This window comes from Stenotrophomonas sp. 57, assembly GCF_030291075.1.
Lineage (GTDB): Bacteria > Pseudomonadota > Gammaproteobacteria > Xanthomonadales > Xanthomonadaceae > Stenotrophomonas.
In genome coordinates this window covers 1,543,547-1,562,690 of sequence record NZ_CP127407.1, presented here as the reverse complement: position 1 = coordinate 1,562,690, position 19,144 = coordinate 1,543,547, and the positions used below count along the sequence as shown (strand labels likewise).

Below are 19,144 nucleotides of genomic sequence, written 5' to 3'. Positions count from 1 at the left end.
TCCGACCAGCCGGCCCGATCAATGGGATCGGAACCCCTCTGCGGGGACCCGACCCCTGCCTTCAATCCAATCGCTTGCGGAAACGCAGGATCGCCAGCGTCATCATCACCACGATGAAGGCCAGCAGTGCCAGCGCATCCGGCCACAGCTCCCACAGCGAGGCGCCACGCAGCATGATGCCGCGCACCAGGCGCAGGAAATGGGTCAGCGGCAGCACTTCGGCCAGCCACTGCACCGGCCGCGGCATGCCGGCGAACGGGAACATGAAACCCGACAGCAGGATCGACGGCAGGAACAGGAACAGCGTCATCTGCATCGCCTGGAACTGCGAACGCGCGCGCGTGGAGATCAGCAGGCCCAGCGCGAGGTTGGCCAGCACCAGCAGCACCGCGGCCAGGTAGATGTCCAGCAGGCTGCCGCGGATCGGCACCTGGAACAGCCAGGTGCCCAGCACCAGCACCAGCGTGGTCTGCAGCAGGCCGATCGCTGCATAGGGCAGCACCTTGCCGACCATCAGTTCGCTGCGCGATACCGGCGTGGCGATCAGCAGTTCCATGTTGCCGCGCTCGCGTTCGCGCACCACCGCCACCGCCGTGAACATCACCAGGGTCATGGTCAGGATCACCCCGATCAGGCCGGGGACGATGTTCACCGCCGAGCGCCGTTGCGGGTTGTAGAAACTGGTCACGCTGACCTGGCCACCGGCAATGCTGCCTTCGCGCAGCGGCCGCGTATTGCTGGTCGGGCGCGTATCCAGTGGCACCTGAGCCAGCTGGATCGCCGCACTCTGCACCACGGTGTCGCTGCCATCGACCAGCACCTGTACCGCTTCGCGTCCATCGAAGCAGCGACGCTCGAAGTCGGCCGGCACCACGATGCCGACGCTGATCTCGCCGCGGCGCAGCGCCTGCATCAGCTGGTCCGGCGTGTAGGCCTCGCTGCGTGGCGTGATCACGCCGGTGGCGACCATGTCCTGCACCAGCGCGCGTGAGGCGGCGCTGTTGGCCTGGTCGGCGATACCCGCATCGAGGTGGCGCAGGTTGAGGTTGATCGCATACCCGAACAGCAGCAGCTGCATCACCGGAATGCCAACGATCATCGCCAGCGTGATGCGGTCGCGGCGCAGCTGCCGCAGTTCCTTGAGCATGATCGCCCACAGCCGGCGCAGGTTCATGCCGCCGGCTCCCGGCCACGGCCGCGGGTAGCGGCAACAAACACGTCTTCCAGGTTCGGCGCCACCGCCTCGATATGCGCCTGCGGATCAGCATCGGCCAATGCGCGCTGCAACGTCGCGGTATCGGCCGCGCCTTCATTGCACAGCACGCGCAGCTGCGTGCCGATCTGCGCCACGCTCAGCACGCCGGGCAGTTCGGCCAGCGCGCGGCTGGCCTGGCGCGGCTGCGAGGAGGTGACCTGCAGCGTGCGCCCTTGCAGCCGTGCACACAGTTCGGCCGGCGTGCCATCGGCCACCAGCGCGCCGCGATCAAGGATGGCAAGGCGGTGGCAGCGCTCGGCCTCGTCCATGTAGTGGGTCGAGACCAGCACGGTGGTGCCCGCATCGGCCAGTTCGAACAGGGCCTCCCAGAAATCGCGGCGCGATTCCGGATCGACTGCGCTGGTCGGTTCGTCCAGGAACAGCAGCTCCGGGGCGTGCACGACGGCACCGGCCAACGCCAGGCGTTGCTTCTGCCCACCGCTGAGCGTGCCCGCCAGCTGCGGCTGCCGATCCTGCAGCCGGTACTGCTGCAGCAGTGCATCGACGCGCTGCCGCGCCTGTGAGCGCGGCAGGTCCTGGATGGCGGCGAGGAATTCGAGGTTCTCGCGTACCGACAGGTCTTCGTACAACGAGAAGCGCTGGGTCATGTAGCCGATACGCCGGCGCAGCGCTTCGGCCTGTTCGGGCACGGCCAGGCCGAGCACCTCGATCTGCCCCGCGCTCGGCTCCAGCAGGCCGCACAGCATGCGGATGGTGGTCGACTTGCCCGAGCCGTTCGGCCCCAGGAACCCGTAAACCTGTCCACGTGGCACGGTCAGGTCGACATTGTCGACGGCCAGCAGATCGCCGAAGCGGCGGGTCAGGCCCTGCGCAAGCACCGCAATGTCGTTGCCGATGTTCAGAAGCTCACCTGCACCGGCATCCCCGCCGGGAGTTTCTGCATGTCGGCGGTCGTATACACTTCGATCTCGGCGAGGTAGCTCAGCCGCGCAACGTCGTCACCGGTCAATGCGTAGTAAGGGGTGAACGACGGCTCGCTGCGGATCGAGCGCACATGGCCCTTCAACGCGGCCCCGCCGTCCTCCAGCTGCACCTGCGCGGCCTGGCCAACCTTCACCTTCAAGCGCAGGGGTTGGGGCAGGTAGACGCGCGCATAGGGACGCTCGCCGACCAGCATCACCGCCAGCGGCGCCCCGATCGGCGCCTGGTCACCCTGCCGGTAGGGCAAGGCATCAACCACGCCATCGCGGGGCGCGCGCAGCTGCAGCTTCTGCAGGTTGACGCCCTGCACCACCTGCTGCGCCTGCGCAGCGTCCGCTGCGGCCTGCCCCTGCGCGATGTCCTGCGCTCGGCTGCCGTGCACCAGCTCCAGCCAGGCCTGCTCAGCGGCACGCACGCTGGCTTCGGCATTGCCTGCGGCCGCGCGTGCGCGGTCCAGCTCGGCGGCGGCGATCAGGCGCTGGCGTGCCAGCGGTTGAACCCGGCGGTAGTACGCGCTGGCTTCGGCGGCCTGCGCACGCAAGGCGGCCAGCTGCGCCTGGGCCTGCGCGATCTGCTCCTGCCTCGGGCCGATCTTCAGTTCTTCCAGCTGTGCCTGCGCGCGCACCGTGTCGGCCTGCGCTGCGGCAAACTGCGCGTCGCCACGGGCCGGGTCGAGCTGCATCAGCACGGTACCGGCCTTGACCTGTTGGCCCTCTCGCACATCCACCGTAGCGATCACCTCGGCCGCCGGTGCTGGCACCGTAATGCGGTCCCACTCCAGCGTCCCCAGGGCGGTTGGCGTTGCCTGGCCACATCCCGCCAGCAGGCCGATGCCCGCCAGTCCAATTCCACGCACCCCGTTGCCGATGCCCATGCCATCCCCTCCTGCGACGGCGCGACGGTGCCATGCGCCCCGTGCACCCACAATGATTGCAATCTGCAATGGCGTTTTTTTCACCACCTACCGCGGAGCCTTTTGCTGCAAGGCCCCGCGCCACCTATCCACAGCTTGATTCAGCATCATTCCACAGCCGGTGTGGAGAACCGACAGGACATGGCCGTGTTGGGTGCCCGGCAGCGGAAGATGCGCTGCCGCCACGCGGGCCGACCGGCCGTGACGTTTTTTTCACCACCACCTCATGGGCCTTGTGGCACAAGCACTGCGAAGGCCTATCCACAGGTTTTCGCGCACCCCGTCCACATCGGGTGTGGAAAACCGCGTATCGGCCCGCTGCTGGCCGCGCGCCCCGTGCGCGCGCTACCCTTGTCTCCCCTGAATACACTGCGGTGGAAGGCGTCAGCCCCACCCGAAGCAATGAAAAGCATCGAGCATCGAGACTTCACCCTGTCGCCGGAAGACAACGAACGGCTGGCCAACCTGTGTGGCCCGTTCGATGGCCACCTGCGCCAGATCGAACTGAAACTCGGCGTGGAAATCGCCAACCGTGGTTTCGTGTTCCGCATCAGCGGGCCGAAGGAAGCCATCATCGAGGCGCAGAAACTGGTCGAGGCACTGTACGCCGAGACCACCGAGACCACCTTCGACAGCCACGCCATCCACCTGCGCCTGGCGCAGGCCAATGTCGAGCAGATCGCCGAGCGCTCCTACGAAGCACAGGAAGTGGCGATCAAGGTCAAGCGCGGCACGGTGCGTGGGCGTGGTGCCAACCAGGCCCGCTACCTGCACCAGATCGCCACCCACGACATCAACTTCGGCATCGGTCCGGCCGGCACCGGCAAGACCTTCCTGGCCGTGGCCAGCGCGGTCGAAGCACTGAACGAATCGCGGGTGCAGCGCCTGATCCTGGTTCGCCCGGCGGTGGAAGCCGGCGAGAAGCTGGGCTTCCTGCCCGGCGACCTGAGCCAGAAGGTCGACCCCTACCTGCGGCCGCTGTACGACGCCCTGTACGAGATGATGGGCGTGGAGAAAGTGGTCAAGCTGCTGGAAAAGAACGTCATCGAGATCGCGCCGCTGGCGTACATGCGCGGGCGCACCCTCAACGATGCATTCGTGATCCTGGACGAAGCGCAGAACACCACCATCGAACAGATGAAGATGTTCCTGACCCGCCTGGGCTACGGCTCCACCGCGGTGGTCACCGGCGACCTGACCCAGACCGACCTGCCCAAGCACGTGAAGTCGGGCCTGCGCGATGCCATCGACGTGCTGCGCGAGGTCGAGGGCGTCAGCTTCACCTTCTTTGAATCCCGTGACGTGGTCCGCCACCCGCTGGTGGCGCGCATCGTCAGCGCCTACGACCGCCGCGACCTGCATCAGATCCAACCTGGAGCGACTCCATGACCCGTGGTACCGTGCGACTGGACGTCGCCGTCAGCTATGCCCTGCCCCGTACCGGGCTGCCGGCGGCAGTGAGTTTCCGCAAGTGGGTGGCTGCCGCACTGAAGGGCCGCATCCGCGAGGCCGACCTCGCCATCCGCGTGGTCGATGCCAAGGAAGGGCAGTCACTGAACCGGCATTACCGCGGCAAGGACTACGCGACCAACGTGCTCAGCTTCCCGGCCGATGTGCCAGAAGGCCTGCCCAAGGGCGTCAAGTTCCCGCTGCTGGGTGACTTGGTGATCTGTGCACCGGTGGTGGCACGGGAGGCCGACGAGCAGGGCAAGGCGCTCAACGCCCACTACGCGCACCTGACCGTGCACGGCGTGCTGCACCTGCTCGGCTGGGACCACGAAGATGACAAGGAAGCCGAGGCGATGGAGCAGCTGGAACGTGAGATCCTGGCCGAGCTCGGCATCGGCGACCCCTACGCCGGAGAGCGCTGACACCGGGCTCTGTTCCGAGCCCACGCACTCACGGAAGAGGAGCGCGGCATGTCCCTGCCCACACTTGTGCTTGCCGCGCTACTGCAGTCCGGGGCTGGCCTGATGCCCGATCCTGGCCGTCCCTCACCGTTCCCCACCAGTGACAGCGAGGCCGACATCGCCGCAAAGATCGCCGAACTACGGGCGTTCTTTGGCAGCAACGAGCGCGACACCCGCAATATCGTCGCCACCGCCCAGCAACGGGCGCTGATCGACCGCCTGGAAGCCCGGCACGCGGTCCGCCTGGCCGGCCTCTGGGTGGACAATGCGACGGGCTGGAACGTCGTCGTGCGATTGACAGGTGCCGCACCCGAGGCCGATGAGACACATCCGGGGGCAGATGGCCCGCAACACGTGCACTACATCACCGGTGCCACGATGACGGAAGCGGAGATGAAGCGCCGCCTGCACGCACAGCGGGACTGGCTCCTGGCCCAGTTGCCCGACCTGTTCGGCTATAGCCTGGACGTCAAGGCCGGAGAGCTGGAGGTTGAAGTGCGGGATACCCCAACCAACCGCGCGACGGCGGCGACCGTGCGCGACCACCTGCAGGCACTGCTGGGCTACCCGGTGAGGCTGCGCTGGCATCCGGCGACATCGCAACGGCGATCCCCCTGACCAACGTGGAGTGCGGGCGCCGGTCCGCGCGCTGCGCTATTGTTCAACACCGGCCAGGACTCGGAAGGAAAAAGGATGAACCCAGGGTACGGCTTCATGACGACCATGATAGCTGCCGGCCTTTTCGCCATTCTGCTGGTGCTGGGCGGCCATGCCGTGCGCCGTGTCAGTGCACGCGACCCCAGCGGGCAGCACTGGCTGCTGCGCACGCTGGCACTGCTGTCACCGGCGTGCGTCATTGCCAGCCTGGCGGTCGGCGTGATCGGGCCTCAGCTGCTGCCACAGCGGCACGGAATAAGCACCACGATGGGCCTGGTGACGAGCGCGCTGCTGCTGATGCTGATTGGCGCGCTCACCGCGCCGGTGGCCTGGCGCGTGGCGGTCCAGCAGCGCCTGCGGCGCTCGGCGGCGACCTTGCCGTTCTTCCATGCGTCAACCGCCTCACTCTGGCTGTTGTACGCGCTCTGCGCGATGTACATGCCACTGGCAAAGGCCGCCGAACCGGCTCTGATGCCCTGGTTCGAACAATCGGGCGTGCTGCAGTTGGCGGCTCGCGGATTGGTCACGGTTCTCCACGCCTCGATGCAGGCGGTGCTGCTCACCCTGCCGGTGATGGGGCTACGCGCCCTGCTGACCCGCGGCCGCCGCCGCAGCAGCAAGGCTGAGAACCCGCCCCCGTCACCGTTATGATGTCCGGCCCGCCTGCGGAACCTGCCCGTGTCCCTGCGTTGCTGCCTGTCCCTGCTGTGTGCCCTTGCAGTTCCATCCGCCTTCGCGTCCCGCCTGGACCTGCCGGCGCTGATCGAATGCCGCCAGGGCGTGGCCGACCAGGCCGCGCTGGCGCCGCTGCTGGCCGACCCGCTGAAGGCCGTGGCGCAGGGCCTGCAGCCGCTGCCGCAGGGCAACCAGTTCATGAGCGAGTACCGCCTGGCACAGCCGATCAGCGTGTTTGGCGCGACCACCGAGCGGGTGGCAGTGGCCGGCGCCAGCATCATGGCGGTACTTGACCAGGCCGATCCACGGCCACTGGCCAAGCGGCTGGCGCTGGAGACCGGCTACGACCAGGACGGCAAGTTCATGGCCGGCCGCGAGGTGGTCAGCCGCGACGTGACCGACGCGAAGACCGGCGAGGCCCAGATCGAGTCGATCATCCTCAGCGTCTCCACCGTGGCTTCCCATCCCGGCAAGACCCTGGCCGGCTGTACCTACAGCCTGGACCTGCCCGAGGAGCAGGCAACCCCGGTTGCCCCGGCCCCGCCCACCGGCAGTCACTGACAGGCCGCCACATCCTGCTAGACTTGGGCCAACGCCCGGCCTGCCGGGTGCCTTTTTTCCAGAGATGTCAGAAGACGACAGTAGTAGCTCCCCTGCGGAGCACAGCGAAAAGAAGCGCGGCTGGCTTGAACGCCTGACCTCCGCCTTCTCCGGCGAACCCCATACCCGCGACGAGCTGGTCGCTGTCCTGCACACCGCGCAGGAAGAGGGTCTGATCGCCGCCGATACCCTGAAGATGATGGAAGGCGCCATTTCGGTGGCCGAGCTGACCGTGGGCGACGTGATGATCTCGCGCTCGCAGATGGTCTCGCTGCCGGTCGAAGCGCCCTTCCTCGAACTGATGAAGCAGGTGGTCGAATCCGGCCATTCGCGCTTCCCCGTGCACGGCGAGAACAAGGACGACATCCTTGGCATCCTGCTGGCCAAGGACCTGCTGCGCGGCGTGGTGGCCGACAACGGCCCGGCCAACGTGCGCGAGTTGCTGCGCCCGGCGGTGCTGATCCCGGAGGCGAAGAAGCTCAACGTGCTGCTGAAGGAATTCCGCCTGTCGCGCAACCACATGGCCATCGTGGTGGACGAGTACGGCGGTGTCGCCGGCCTGGTTACCATCGAGGACGTGCTGGAACAGATCGTCGGCGAGATCGATGACGAGCATGACGAGGCCGAGGATCCGTCGGCGCAGATCGCGATCCAGTCCGACGGCCAGTACGTGGTCGACGCGCTGACGCCGATCGGCGACTTCAACGAACGCTTTGGTGCCACCTTCTCCGACGAGGACTACGACACCATCGGTGGCCTGGTCACCGAGGCTGTGGGCCACCTGCCGGAAGTCGGTGACGAACTGGCACTGGACCGCTTCATGTTCCGCGTGGCCCGCGCCGATGCGCGCCGGGTGCAGGCCTTCCACGTGACCGTGCTGCCGCCGGACGCGCAGGACGACGCTTGAAGCGCGGTGGCCTGATCCTGACGCTGTGGCTGGCACTGTGCGTGCTGGCCATGCCCCTCCCGCTGGCCGCGTTCGCGCAGCCCGTGGCGGCCACACCTGCTGCCCCCGGCACCAGCGCCGAGGCCCCTGCCCCGCGCATCGGCGTGGTGACCATGCAGCCGGGCACGGTGTTCTTCGAACGCTTCGGCCATGACGCCATCGTCGTGGTCGATCCGCTCAGCGGCGAAGCGACCTCGTACAACTTCGGCTACTTCGATCCGTCCGAAGACGATTTCATCAGCCGCTTCGCACGCGGCGACATGATGTACTACCTGGTAGCGCTGCCGCTGCAGCAGGACCTGTCGTACTACGACGAGACCGGCCGCGGTGCCAGCGTGCAGTGGCTGGACCTGCGTCCGGACCAGGCCCGCGCACTGGCCGCCGACCTGGCCGAACGGGCCAAGCCGGAAAACGCGCGCTACCACTACGACTACTACACCGCCAATTGCGCCACGATGGTGCGCGACACCGTGGACAAGGCACTGGGTGGCGGCCTGCAGTCACAGCTGGCCGGCCGTTCGCGCGGCAACACCTACCGCAGCGAATCGGTGCGACTGGCCTCGCCGGCACCGTGGATGTGGCTGGGCTTCGACGTCGGCCTGGGGCCGTTCGCCGACCAGCCGCTGTCACGCTGGCAGGAAGCCTTCGTGCCGATGCGCCTGGCCGACGCGCTGCGCCAGGCACGCAACAGCGACGGTCGGCCCCTGGTGCAGTCCGAGCAGGAACTGCTGCCGCACCGCATCGCCCCGGAGCCGAAGGAGTTCGCGCGTCGCTGGTGGCCGTGGCTGGTGTGCGGCCTGGTGGTCGCCGCCGGCGTGCTGGCGCTGCGCCACCGTCCGCGCCTGCTGGCCGGGCTGGCGCTGCCGTTCTGGCTGCTGTGTGCCCTGTTCGGCGGCGTGCTGGTGTTCCTGTGGGGCTTCAGCATCCACTACGCAGCGTGGGCCAACCGTAACCTGCTGCTGCTTTCGCCGCTGGCCGTGCTGCTGCTGCCGGGTGCGATCGCCCTGCTGCGCCGGCGCGTGCCGGGGCGCATGTTCAGGGTGGTGCTGTGGCTGCTGGCGGTGCAGGCCGTGGCCGCGCTGGTACTGCACTGGCTGAGCCTGCAGGCGCAGTACAACGTGCAGTGGATCGTGCTGCTGCTGCCGGTACACGTCGCCCTGGCGTGGGTGCTGGGGCGTCGTCCTCACTTGTCCGAAACACGGCCCTGACGCACGATGGCGGGCATGTCATTGCCCGCCTCCGCTTCCGCCCCGGCTTCGGCCAACCCTACCTGCGTCATCAACTGCGTCCACTACGATGACAAGGGCAAACGCCACGACATCAGCCTGGACGCCATCAGCGATGTCATTGCCAGCGGCAACGGCTTCGTGTGGGTCGGCCTGTACGACCCCAACGAAGACGTGCTGCTGAAACTGCAGGAAGAATTCTGCCTGCACGACCTGGCCATCGAGGATGCGCGCAATGCGCACCAGCGGCCCAAGGTCGAGACCTACGGCAATTCGCTGTTCGTGGTGGTGACCACCGCGCAGATGGTCGACGAGCGCATCCAGTACGGCGAAACCCACGCCTTCCTCGGCCCGCGCTTCCTGGTGACGGTGCGCCACGGCGCCTCGCTGTCCTACGCCCCGGTACGCGCGCGGGTCGAGCGCGAGCCCCAGCTGCTGAAGATGGGCCCGTCGTACTGCCTGTATGCGGTGACCGACTTCGTGGTCGACAACTACCTGCCCATCGTGCACCGCTTCCGCGACACCCTGGACCTGCTGGAAAAGGACATCTTCGCCGACACCTACAAGCGCAGCACCGTGGTGCGGCTGTACGAGCTCAAGCGCGAACTGAACAAGATGCGCATGGCAGTCGCGCCGCTGCAGGATGTGCTGGCCCAGATCCGGCGCTATCAGGGCGAGCTGATTCCCGACGAAGTGAAGCTGTACGTGCGCGACGTGCATGACCATGCGGTGCGCATCAGCGACGTGATCGACACCCTGCGCGAGATGCTGGGCACTGCGCTGAGCGTAAACCTGTCGCTGGTGACACTGGCACAGGGCGAGACGGTAAAGCGGCTGGGTGCCTGGGCCGCGCTGCTGGCCGCGCCGACGCTGATCACCAGCTGGTATGGCATGAACTTCAGCCACATGCCGGAGCTGAGCCAACCGTGGTCGTACCCGCTGATGATCGTTGGCGTGGGCGGCGTGTGCGTGGGCCTGTACCGGTTGTTCAAGCGTTCGGGCTGGCTGTAGCGCGTACGCAACCCTCTTCTTGTAGAGCCGAGCCCATGCTCGGCTGGCTGTTTGGCGCATTCCGTAGAGTCGAGCTTTTTCGACTGATGCCGGCGAGAGCAGCCGAGCATGGGCTCGGCTCTACAAGAGCGACGAGCAGTCGGGCATGGCTCGACTCTACAGAAGGAGGGGAATCAGGCCACGTAGACGGTCTTGATGTTCATGAACTCATGGATGCCGTGGTCGGCAAGCTCGCGGCCGAAGCCAGACTCCTTGCTGCCACCAAATGGCAGCCGCGCGTCGCTCTTGACGATGGCGTTGACGAATGCTGCACCGCATTCCATGCGCTGCGCAAAGGATTCGCCGCGCACCGGGTCGCGCGTCCACACGCTGCCGCCCAGGCCGAAGCGGGTGTCGTTGGCCACGCGCAGCGCGTCGGCTTCGTCCTTGACCCGGATCACCGCCGCCACCGGCCCGAACAGTTCCTCATCGTAGGCCGGCATGCCCGGCCCCACCTGGTCGAGCACCGTGGCCGGATAGCCCGCGTGGGTTCCGGCAATTGGCTCCCCGCCCACCAGGACCCGTGCGCCCTTGGCCACGCTGGCCTGCACCTGCTTGTGCAGCTCGTCGCGCAGGTCGGCACGGGCCATCGGTGCCAGCGTGGTGGCACCGTCGTTGGGATCACCGTACTGGCGCTGGCCGGCGGCGTCGACGAAGCGCTGGGTGAATGCATCGGCCACCGCCTCGACCACGATGAAGCGCTTGGCCGCGATGCAGGTCTGCCCGCCGTTGTCGAAGCGCGACTTCACGGCCGCGGCGACGGTCTTGTCCAGGTCGGCATCCTCGAGCACCACGAACGCGTCGCTGCCGCCCAGTTCCATCACCGACTTCTTCAACTGACTGCCGGCGTTGGAAGCGATGGAGCGCCCTGCCCGCTCGCTGCCGGTGAGGGTAACGGCCTTTACCCGCGCATCACGCAGCACCTCGGCGGCCTGGTCGTTGTCGATGTGCAGCACGTCGAACACACCCGCCGGCAGGCCGCCGTCACGGCACACCGCCAGGATCAGGTCGGCGCACTGCGGCACATTGCTGGCGTGCTTGAGCAGGGCGACATTGCCGGCCATGAACGCCGGTGCCAGGAAACGGAACACCTGCCAGACCGGGAAATTCCAAGGCATCACTGCGAACACACAGCCGATCGGCTCGTAGCGCACATAGCTGCGCTGGGCTTCGGTGTCGATCAACTGCGGCTTGAGGTAGTCGGCAGCATGGTCGGCGTAGTACTCGCAGGCGGCGGCGCACTTGTCCACTTCGGCCAGCGCCTCGGCCTTGAGCTTGCCCATCTCATGGGTCATCGCCTGCTGCAGGTCGTCGCGCCGTGCGCGCAGCTGCGCGGCGATCTGGCGCAGGATGGCGCCGCGGTCCTGCAGAGAGCGATCGGCCCAGCCTGGAAACGCATCGGCGGCGGCCTGCAGGCGCTGCTCGATGTCGGCAGCGCCCATCAGTTCATGGCGGTAGGTCACCTGGCCGGTGGCCGGGTCGACGATCTCGACAGTCATGGGGGATCTCCTTCTGGAAGACCCCCATTGTGCGCCGCCGGCCGTGAGCCGGATGTGGCTGCGGCGTCAGCCGTTGTCCTGCCGCGCCAGCTGCAGATCGCGCTGGCGTCGCTTCTCGGCGCGGGCATTGATGTACCAGCCGATCACCGCGGCGATCGAGACTGCCGACACCAGCAGCGTGGCCAACGCGTTGATCTTGGGGCTGATCCCCATGCGCACCGACGCGAACACCTTCATCGGCAGCGTGGTCGAGCCCGGCGTGGCGACGAAGCTGGCCACCACCACGTCATCCAGCGACAGGGTGAAGGCCAGCAGCCAGCCCGCCACCAGCGCCGGCGCGATGATCGGCAGGGTGATGCGGCCGAACACGGTCAGCCGGCTGGCCCCCAGATCCATCGCCGCTTCTTCCAGCGACAGGTCCATTTCCTGCAGGCGCGAAGACACCACCACGGTGACGAAGCACAGGGTGAACGTGACGTGCGCGATCCAGATGGTGGTCAGGCCGCGTGCCGGGAAGCCGGGAATGGCGCCCATCGAGGCCAGCAGGGCCATCAGCGAGAAGCCGAGGATCACATCGGGCATCACCAGCGGCGCGGTGACCAGCGCACCGAACACCTGCTTGCCGCGGAAGCGGCGGAAGCGGGTCATCACCATCGCTGCCAGCGTGCCGAGCACGGTGGCGGTACAGGCGGTCCAGAACGCCACCACCAGGCTGGTCCACATCGCCTCCATCAACGCGCGGTCGGCGAACAGGTCGCTGTAGGCGCGGGTGGAGAACCCGGCCCAGACCATCGCCAGCCGCGAGCTGTTGAACGAGTAGAACATCAACAGCAGGATCGGCAGGTACAGGAAGGCGAAGCCGAGCAGCAGCACGCCCAGACCCAGGCCCTTGGCGGTACGCGGGCTCATGCCTGCTTCCCTTCCAGCAGGCGCTGCTGGGAACGGTTGAACAGCAGGATCGGCACCAGCAGCAACAGGATCATTGCCACCGCCATCGCCGAGGCGCCCGGCCAGTTGCGGTTGTTGAAGAACTCGTTCCACAGCTGGCGTCCGACCATCAGCGTCTCCGAGCCGCCCAGCATTTCCGGGATCACGAATTCACCGATCGCCGGAATCATCACCAGCATGCAGCCAGCGATGATGCCCGCCTTCGACAACGGCAGGGTGATGCGCAGGAACGCCTGCCACGGCTTGGCACCCAGGTCGTAGGCCGCTTCCAGCAGCCGGTGGTCATGCTTGACCAGGTTGGCGTACAGCGGCAGCACCATGAACGGCAGGTAGCAGTAGACGATGCCGATGTAGGCGGCGGTCGGCGTATCGATCAGCTGCAGCTTGGGCAGGCCGAGGCTGGTCATCAGCGACTGCAGGCCGGTGAACTGCAGGAACTGGTCGAGCAGGCCGTTGCGGTCCAGGATCGCCTTCCACGCATACACGCGGATCAGGAACGAGGTCCACGACGGCAGCACCACCAGCATCATCGCCACGTTGCGCGCGGCCGGTGACAGGCGGGCGATGGCGTAGGCCATCGGGTAGCCGATCAGCAGGGTCAGGAAGGTGGAGATCGCCGCGATCCTGATCGAGCTCAGGAACGCCTGCGCATAGATCGAATCGCGGAACAGCGCCAGGTAGTTTTCCAGGTTCAGCTTCAGCGAGAAGCCGCCATCCACGTACTGCAGCAGCCAGGTGTACGGCGGCGAGCCGACCCGGCTGAGCGAGAAGCTGATCATCAGCACGATCAGGAACGGCACTGCGAAGAACAGCAGCAGCCACAGGTACGGAATGCCGATCACCGTGGCACGCAGCCCCGGCAGCCAGCGCTTCAGGCCGGCCGTGCTCATGAGGTCAGCACCACGCCGTCGTTGTCGCGCCAGTGCACCCACACGCTGTCGCCCCAGGTCAGGCCATCACTGGCCCAGCGCTGCGAGTTGGCGAAGTTGGCCAGCACCTTGGCACCGCTGGGCAGCCGCACGTGGTAGACCGAGTGGCTGCCGAAATAGGCGATGTCCTCGATCACGCCCTGAGCCTTGTTGGTGTGCCCTTCCGGCTCGTCCTTGCCGATCATCACCTTCTCCGGGCGCAGCGCGAACGCCACTGGCTGCCCTTCGTAGCAGGTGATGCCATGGGCGATGTAGATCGGCGCCGGGAACAGCGGCGAGCGGACGGTGACGTACTCGGGCAGGTCCTCGTCGATCACCCCGTCGAACAGGTTGACCGAACCGATGAACTCGGCGACGAAGCGGTTGGCCGGCTGCTCGTAGACCTCGTCGGGCTTGCCGACCTGCTGGATCCAGCCGGCATCCATCACCGCGATGCGGGTGGCCATGGTCATCGCTTCTTCCTGGTCGTGGGTAACCATCACGCAGGTCACGCCCGACGATTCGATGATGCTGACCAGCTCCAGCTGCATCTGCGAGCGCAGCTTCTTGTCAAGCGCGCCCATAGGCTCGTCCAGCAGCAGCAGCTTCGGCCCCTTGGCCAGCGACCGCGCCAGCGCCACGCGCTGCTGCTGGCCGCCGGAGAGCTGGTGCGGCTTGCGCTTGCCCAGGTGGCCCATCTGCACCAGGTCCAGCATCTCGCCGACGCGCTTGCTGATCGCGTCCTTGCCGAGGCCATCCTGCTTCAGGCCGAAGGCGATGTTCTGCTCGACCGTCATGTGCGGGAACAGGGCGTAGGACTGGAACATCATGTTGACCGGCCGCTGGTACGGCGGCAGCGCGTCCAGGCGCTGGCCATCGAGGGTGATGCTGCCCTTGGTGGGCGTCTCGAAGCCGCCGAGGCAGCGCAGCAGGGTCGATTTGCCGCTGCCGGAGCCACCGAGCAGGGCAAAGATCTCGCCCTTGCGCACGTCCAGGTTGACGTCGTCGACGGCGACGAAACCGTCGAATTCCTTGCGCAAATCACGAATGGAGAGATAGCCGGGCGCACCGGTCGTGTCGACGACGGCGGCTACCGGCTGGGCTTCAACGGGCATGGGGGCTCCGGGAGCGGGCGGTGGACAGCGGCGGCCATTCTACCGGCCGGGGGGCGATGACGGTATGACAGGCTGTGGCGGGCGGCTGGCCGCTGCGCTCGCCGGGCATGGCCCGGCGCTACGGCGTGGCATCGTTCTGGTAGCGCCGGGCCATGCCCGGCGGAACGTATCAACGCGCGGCCACCGGCGGGGCGTCCTGCCAGCCAAGACCCAGGCTCTTCTGCAGCGCCACGTAGCGCACCAGCAGCTGCAGGCGGGCCTGGGCGGCGGCATCCTGGGCCTGCAGGCGCTGGCGCTGCACGTCCAGCAGGTCGATCTGCGAGGTGGCCCCGGCCTGCCGGCGCTGCTGCATCAGGGCCAGCGAGCGGTCTGCCGAGGCCTCGGCGCGGACGCTGGCCTGCAGCTGCTGGCGAGCCGCTCCGAAGCGCGCCAGCGCGGTGTTGGCATCCTGCAGCGCCGCCAGCACCGTGCCCTCGTAAGCCGCCAGCCGGGCCTCATTGCCGGCTCGCGCCTGGGCCACGCGTGCCTTGTTCACGCCGAAGTCGAACAACGACCAGCGCAGGAACGGGGCCACGATGGTAGCGGCCGAGTCCCGCCCCAGGTCGGACACCGATGTGGCGCCCGCCCCGAGGCTGCCCAGCAGGGTCACCTGCGGAAAGTAGGCCGAGATCGCCTGGCCGATCTGCGCCGAGGAGGCCGCCAGCTCGCGCTCCGCCTTGCGCACGTCCGGCCGGCGCTGGATCAACGCGCCCGCGTCATCCACCGGCACGCTGGCCGGCAACACCGGCAACGGCTGGTCCGCCGCCAACCGCGCATCCAGCGCCCCCGGCTCGCGGCCAACCATCAGGGCCAGCACGTCGCGGGCCTCATCGGCCTGTGCCTGCAGCGGCGGCAGCGCAGCCTGCTGCTGTTGCAGCTGGGCCTGCGCGCGCTCGACCTGCAGGTCGGAATCGGCGCCGCGCTGGCGGCGCTGACGGGTCAGCTGCAGGCTTTCATCGGCGGCGCGAAGGTTGTTTTCGGCCAGCGCGATACGCTCGCGGCTGCTGCGGTAGCCCAGGTAGGCCTGTGTCAGCTCCGCGGCCAGCTGCACCTGCGCATCGGCCAGGGCGGCTGCGTTGGCCTCGGCTTCGGCGGCTGCCTGCTCGGCGGCGCGACGCCGCCGACCGAACAGGTCTAGTTCCCAGCTGGCGTCGAAGCCGGCCACGTAGAGTTCGGTGTCCAGATCGATGTCGGCGAACTGCTGGCGCAGCTGCGCCGCCTCCTGCGGTCGGCCGTTGGCCTCGGCCACGCCGGCGATGTTCTCGCCCAGGCCACGCACGCTGTTCTCGATCGAATCCGGCGCCTTGATGTTGGCGTAGCCTGCCGCAGCGCCCACGCTGGGCAGCTGCTCGGCGCGGCGCTGGCGCTGCAGCGCGCGCGAGGCCAACAGCTTGGCCTGGGCGGCGCGCAGGTTGGGGCTGTTGCGCAGCGCCTCGTCCACCAGCTGGTCCAGCAGTGGATCGTTGAGCGCGCGCCACCACTGGCTGGGCGGGGTCGCGGGCTGCACGCCGGCCTGCGCCGCGCGCGGCAACCGCGCCTGCGCGGTCGCGCCGGTGGCCACGTCCGGTTTCACGTAATCCGGCCCCAACATGCAACCGGCCAACAGCAGCGGCAGCGCGGCCGGGCACAGCCGGCGCAGGCGAAGGGACACGGGCAGGGTCATCGAAGTCATCAGTGCATCGCCAATGGAACGCCCTTGGGCAGGGGCTTGAGCAGGAACACCAGCGGCAGGGTCGCCACCACGATCAGGCCGAAGATCCAGAACAGGTCGTTGTAGGCCATCACCATCGCCTGCATCTGCACCGTCTGCGCCAGCACCGCCATTGCCTGCGTCGCGTCACCCAGCTGCTGGCCGTAGGCATGCAGCGCGTCCTGGGCAATGGTCGAGTTGGCGGTGACACTGCTGCCGATCGCATCGATGTGCAGGGTGGCGCGGCGTTCCTGGAAGGTGGAGATGATGGCCAGCCCGATCGAGCCGCCGAGGTTGCGCGCAGCGTTGAACAGGCCCGAAGCATCGCTGGCGTACTCGCGCGGTACCGAAGTGATGGCGGCCTGGTTCAGCGCCATCATCGCCAGCGCCAGCCCGCAGCCCTGCAGCAGCTGGCCGATGACGAAGTGCGGGCCGATGCTGTCCGGGGTCAGCCCCAGGTTGACGAAGCAGGCCGCAGCGAAGCACAACATGCCACCGAACACCATGATGCGCACGTCGACCGTTTCCAGCATCTTCGGCATCAACGGCATCAGCAGGATGGTCGGCAGGCCGGCCAGCAGCAGCACATAGCCGGCCTGCTCGGTGTTGTAGCCGGCGATGACCGCCAGGAACTGCGGAATCATGTACATGACCCCGAACAGGATCATGCCCACCGCCATGACCATCACGAACACTGCGCCGAAACTACGCTGGAACAGAATGTTGAGGCGGATGACCGGCGCCTTGCTGGTGAACTGCGAGAGCGCCAGCAGCGCGAAGCCGAGCACCGAGACGATGCTGAGTACCACGATCATGGTGGATTCGAACCAGCGCTCGCGCTGGCCGTCCTCCAGCACCACGGTCAGCGCGGAAAGGCCCGCGGTCATGCCGACAATGCCCAGCCAGTCCGCACGCAGCAGCCCGCCCCAATCAGACGTTTCATGCGGCAGGCCAAGCAGCAGCAGGGCCACCAGCCCGGCGCAGATCGGCACGTTGATGAAGAACGCGTAGTGCCAGCTGACGTTCTCGGTCAACCAGCCCCCCAGCAAGGGCCCGATCACCGGGCCCAGGATCACGGTCATGCCGAACAACGCCGTACCCAGGGGCTGCTGCGTCGGCGGCAGCCGCGTGCCGACGATGGTCAGCGCGGTCGGGATCAGCGCACCACCGGCAAAACCCTGCCCGACCCGTCCAGCGATCATCATCGGGAGCGAGTCGGCCAGCCCGCACATCACCGAGAACGCGGTGAACAGCGTGGCGCAGATCAGCAGGAAGGTGCGCAGGCCCAGCGTGCGCACGAACCAGCCGGTCAGCGGAATCATTACGATTTCCGAGACAAGGAAGGCGGTGGATATCCAGGTGCCCTCGGTGCCACTGGCGCCAACCTCGCCCTGGATGGTGGGAAGGGCCGCATTGACGATGGAGATGTCCAGCGTGGCCATGAACGAGCCGATGGTGCCGGCCGCCACGGCCAGCCAGGCACTCGCATCAGCCTTGCCTTCGGTGGTGGGCGCAGCGGAAGCGGCGGGGGTGCTCATCGCGCCGGCGCACCCGTGGCTTCGGCCTCGTCATGCGTGCGCTCGCGTGCATCCTTGGCGCTGCGGGTATCGACGGTCACCTCCACCGACATGCCCGGCACCAGCACCTTGCGTGCTTCTTCACCGGCGTCCACCCGGATGCGGACCGGCACGCGCTGCACCACCTTGGTGAAGTTGCCCGTGGCGTTCTGCGGCGGCAGCAGCGCGAACTGCGAGCCGGTACCCGGCGAAATGCTCTCCACCGTGCCGCGCAGCGTCGTGCCAGGCAACGCATCGACCTTGATCTCGGCCGGCTGCCCGGCGCGCATCAGGCCCACCTGGGTTTCCTTGAAGTTGGCACTGAGGTACAGCGATTCGACCGGCACGATGGTCATGGTTCGGGTGCCGGCAGCAACGAACTGGCCAACCTGCACGGTCTTGTTGCCGACACGGCCATCGATGCGCGCGCGTAGCTCGGTGTCCTCGAACGCCACCCGCGCCTGCGCGGCGTCGGCCTGCGCCTGCTTCAGCCCGGCCTGGGCCTGCTCAAGCTGGGCCTGGCTGGCCTCGATCTGGCTCTGTGCGCCCTGGATCTGCGCTCTGGCCGCATCGTACTGGGCCTGGGCGCGCTCGACGTCGTGGCGCAGGCTTTCAACATGTTCATGGGTGTCGGCACCACTGGCCGCCAGCGGGATGAATCGCGCCAGCTCGGCCTTGCCGAAGCGCAGCGAGGCGGTGGCAGCGGTGAGCTGGGTACGCGCCTGCAGCAGGCTGGACTGCTGGCCCTGCACCCCAGCCGCAGCGGCGGCGATGTCGGCTTCACGCACGGCGATCACCGCCTCGGCCTGGTCCAGCGTCGCACGGTAGGTACGCGGGTCGATACGCAGCAGCGGTTCGCCGGCCTTGACCCACTGGTTGTCCTCCACCAGCACTTCGGTCACGTAGCCATTGATGCGCGGAGCCACCGCTACCGCGTCGGCCTGCAGGTAGGCGTTGTTGGTGTCCTGCAGGTAGCGGCCGACCAGCAGGTGGTAGATCAGCCAGGCAACCAGGGCGATGACCACGACGGCGCCGATGATGGCCAGGGTCCAGCGGACCTTGGGATTCTTCAGCGGCGAAGGCTTGTCCTCAGTGGAGGGCGTTTCATCAGGGGCGGCGTCTGCGCGCTGGGGCTGTTCGGTCATTGTCTCGAGGCGTCGGTCGGTGCCATACGGGACGGTAGGGGAAGTCGCGCGGACATGAGGTGAAAAAAAA

The 19,144-nt window shown here is 67.5% G+C and carries 18 protein-coding genes; 8 read left to right on the top strand and 10 right to left on the bottom strand.

The window, feature by feature from the left end; all coding sequences use genetic code 11:
• Nucleotides 1-61: 61 nt before the first annotated feature.
• The 3 genes from QP512_RS07130 to QP512_RS07120 are packed head-to-tail and all read right to left on the bottom strand — an operon-like array spanning nucleotide 62 to nucleotide 3,071.
• Nucleotides 62-1,174, bottom strand: a complete 1,113-nt coding sequence (locus QP512_RS07130) for an ABC transporter permease (RefSeq protein WP_286071510.1) — start codon at nucleotides 1,172-1,174, stop codon at nucleotides 62-64.
• Nucleotides 1,171-2,094, bottom strand: coding sequence for an ABC transporter ATP-binding protein (locus tag QP512_RS07125; protein WP_286071509.1), 924 nt, complete (start codon nucleotides 2,092-2,094; stop codon nucleotides 1,171-1,173). Before QP512_RS07125 ends, QP512_RS07130 begins: the two co-directional genes overlap by 4 nt.
• Nucleotides 2,095-2,114: 20 nt before the next feature.
• Nucleotides 2,115-3,071, bottom strand: a complete 957-nt coding sequence (locus tag QP512_RS07120) for an HlyD family efflux transporter periplasmic adaptor subunit (protein WP_286071508.1) — start codon at nucleotides 3,069-3,071, stop codon at nucleotides 2,115-2,117.
• Between the two features lie 441 nt (nucleotides 3,072-3,512).
• On the opposite strand from QP512_RS07120, the gene QP512_RS07115 reads away from it, so the two are divergent.
• The 8 genes from QP512_RS07115 (at nucleotide 3,513) to QP512_RS07080 (ending at nucleotide 10,135) form a co-directional block, all read left to right on the top strand.
• On the top strand, nucleotides 3,513-4,499 hold the full coding sequence (locus QP512_RS07115; RefSeq protein ID WP_286071507.1) for a PhoH family protein: 987 nt from the start codon (nucleotides 3,513-3,515) through the stop codon (nucleotides 4,497-4,499).
• Nucleotides 4,496-4,981 carry an rRNA maturation RNase YbeY gene (ybeY, locus tag QP512_RS07110; RefSeq protein WP_286071506.1) on the top strand — a complete coding sequence of 162 codons (486 nt, stop codon included), beginning with the start codon at nucleotides 4,496-4,498 and terminating at the stop codon, nucleotides 4,979-4,981. The genes QP512_RS07115 and ybeY overlap by 4 nt, the downstream gene beginning before the upstream one ends.
• A 48-nt stretch (nucleotides 4,982-5,029) precedes the next feature.
• Entirely contained in the window at nucleotides 5,030-5,638 is a 609-nt protein-coding gene (locus QP512_RS07105; RefSeq protein ID WP_286071505.1) for a hypothetical protein, read from the top strand.
• A 39-nt stretch (nucleotides 5,639-5,677) separates the two neighbouring features.
• Nucleotides 5,678-6,328 (top strand): hypothetical protein, encoded by a 651-nt coding sequence (locus QP512_RS07100; RefSeq protein ID WP_286071504.1) that lies wholly within the window; start codon nucleotides 5,678-5,680, stop codon nucleotides 6,326-6,328.
• A gap of 27 nt (nucleotides 6,329-6,355) precedes the next feature.
• Nucleotides 6,356-6,913 carry a hypothetical protein gene (locus QP512_RS07095; protein WP_286071503.1) on the top strand — a complete coding sequence of 186 codons (558 nt, stop codon included), beginning with the start codon at nucleotides 6,356-6,358 and terminating at the stop codon, nucleotides 6,911-6,913.
• 64 nt (nucleotides 6,914-6,977) lie between these two features.
• Complete coding sequence (locus tag QP512_RS07090) at nucleotides 6,978-7,859, top strand: transporter associated domain-containing protein (RefSeq protein WP_005408827.1); 882 nt, start codon at nucleotides 6,978-6,980, stop codon at nucleotides 7,857-7,859.
• The gene (locus QP512_RS07085) at nucleotides 7,856-9,106 is read left to right on the top strand and encodes a DUF4105 domain-containing protein (protein WP_286071502.1); all 1,251 of its coding nucleotides are present in this window, start codon (nucleotides 7,856-7,858) and stop codon (nucleotides 9,104-9,106) included. Before QP512_RS07090 ends, QP512_RS07085 begins: the two co-directional genes overlap by 4 nt.
• Nucleotides 9,107-9,112: 6 nt before the next feature.
• Nucleotides 9,113-10,135, top strand: a complete 1,023-nt coding sequence (locus QP512_RS07080; RefSeq protein ID WP_286071501.1) for a magnesium and cobalt transport protein CorA — start codon at nucleotides 9,113-9,115, stop codon at nucleotides 10,133-10,135.
• Nucleotides 10,136-10,308: 173 nt separating this feature from the next.
• Here QP512_RS07080 and QP512_RS07075 read toward each other — a convergent pair whose 3' ends face one another.
• The 7 genes from QP512_RS07075 to QP512_RS07045 form a co-directional block, all read right to left on the bottom strand.
• Complete coding sequence (locus QP512_RS07075; RefSeq protein ID WP_286071500.1) at nucleotides 10,309-11,673, bottom strand: NAD-dependent succinate-semialdehyde dehydrogenase; 1,365 nt, start codon at nucleotides 11,671-11,673, stop codon at nucleotides 10,309-10,311.
• Nucleotides 11,674-11,739: 66 nt separating this feature from the next.
• On the bottom strand, nucleotides 11,740-12,582 hold the full coding sequence (locus QP512_RS07070; RefSeq protein WP_286071499.1) for an ABC transporter permease subunit: 843 nt from the start codon (nucleotides 12,580-12,582) through the stop codon (nucleotides 11,740-11,742).
• Nucleotides 12,579-13,511: an ABC transporter permease subunit gene (locus QP512_RS07065; RefSeq protein ID WP_010486161.1), complete on the bottom strand. Its 933-nt coding sequence runs from the start codon at nucleotides 13,509-13,511 to the stop codon at nucleotides 12,579-12,581. The genes QP512_RS07070 and QP512_RS07065 overlap by 4 nt, the downstream gene beginning before the upstream one ends.
• Nucleotides 13,508-14,644, bottom strand: a complete 1,137-nt coding sequence (gene potA / locus QP512_RS07060; protein WP_053505166.1) for a polyamine ABC transporter ATP-binding protein — start codon at nucleotides 14,642-14,644, stop codon at nucleotides 13,508-13,510. The genes QP512_RS07065 and potA overlap by 4 nt, the downstream gene beginning before the upstream one ends.
• 169 nt (nucleotides 14,645-14,813) lie before the next feature.
• Entirely contained in the window at nucleotides 14,814-16,346 is a 1,533-nt protein-coding gene (locus QP512_RS07055; protein ID WP_286072004.1) for an efflux transporter outer membrane subunit, read from the bottom strand.
• A gap of 8 nt (nucleotides 16,347-16,354) precedes the next feature.
• Nucleotides 16,355-17,911 (bottom strand): DHA2 family efflux MFS transporter permease subunit, encoded by a 1,557-nt coding sequence (locus tag QP512_RS07050; RefSeq protein WP_286071498.1) that lies wholly within the window; start codon nucleotides 17,909-17,911, stop codon nucleotides 16,355-16,357.
• Nucleotides 17,908-19,074, bottom strand: a complete 1,167-nt coding sequence (locus tag QP512_RS07045; RefSeq protein ID WP_286071497.1) for an HlyD family secretion protein — start codon at nucleotides 19,072-19,074, stop codon at nucleotides 17,908-17,910. Before QP512_RS07045 ends, QP512_RS07050 begins: the two co-directional genes overlap by 4 nt.
• Nucleotides 19,075-19,144 lie beyond the last annotated feature (70 nt).

Excerpts from the sequence above, each read along its gene's own strand:
- QP512_RS07130 (WP_286071510.1), bottom strand. The coding sequence starts at position 1,174 with ATGAACCTGCGCCGGCTGTGGGCGATCATGCTCAAGGAACTGCGGCAG.
- QP512_RS07120 (WP_286071508.1), bottom strand. The coding sequence starts at position 3,071 with ATGGGCATCGGCAACGGGGTGCGTGGAATTGGACTGGCGGGCATCGGC.
- QP512_RS07115 (WP_286071507.1), top strand. The coding sequence starts at position 3,513 with ATGAAAAGCATCGAGCATCGAGACTTCACCCTGTCGCCGGAAGACAAC.
- ybeY (WP_286071506.1), top strand. The coding sequence starts at position 4,496 with ATGACCCGTGGTACCGTGCGACTGGACGTCGCCGTCAGCTATGCCCTG.
- QP512_RS07105 (WP_286071505.1), top strand. The coding sequence starts at position 5,030 with ATGTCCCTGCCCACACTTGTGCTTGCCGCGCTACTGCAGTCCGGGGCT.
- QP512_RS07090 (WP_005408827.1), top strand. The coding sequence starts at position 6,978 with ATGTCAGAAGACGACAGTAGTAGCTCCCCTGCGGAGCACAGCGAAAAG.
- QP512_RS07080 (WP_286071501.1), top strand. The coding sequence starts at position 9,113 with ATGGCGGGCATGTCATTGCCCGCCTCCGCTTCCGCCCCGGCTTCGGCC.
- QP512_RS07075 (WP_286071500.1), bottom strand. The coding sequence starts at position 11,673 with ATGACTGTCGAGATCGTCGACCCGGCCACCGGCCAGGTGACCTACCGC.
- QP512_RS07070 (WP_286071499.1), bottom strand. The coding sequence starts at position 12,582 with ATGAGCCCGCGTACCGCCAAGGGCCTGGGTCTGGGCGTGCTGCTGCTC.
- QP512_RS07065 (WP_010486161.1), bottom strand. The coding sequence starts at position 13,511 with ATGAGCACGGCCGGCCTGAAGCGCTGGCTGCCGGGGCTGCGTGCCACG.
- potA (WP_053505166.1), bottom strand. The coding sequence starts at position 14,644 with ATGCCCGTTGAAGCCCAGCCGGTAGCCGCCGTCGTCGACACGACCGGT.
- QP512_RS07055 (WP_286072004.1), bottom strand. The coding sequence starts at position 16,346 with ATGACCCTGCCCGTGTCCCTTCGCCTGCGCCGGCTGTGCCCGGCCGCG.
- QP512_RS07050 (WP_286071498.1), bottom strand. The coding sequence starts at position 17,911 with ATGAGCACCCCCGCCGCTTCCGCTGCGCCCACCACCGAAGGCAAGGCT.
- QP512_RS07045 (WP_286071497.1), bottom strand. The coding sequence starts at position 19,074 with ATGACCGAACAGCCCCAGCGCGCAGACGCCGCCCCTGATGAAACGCCC.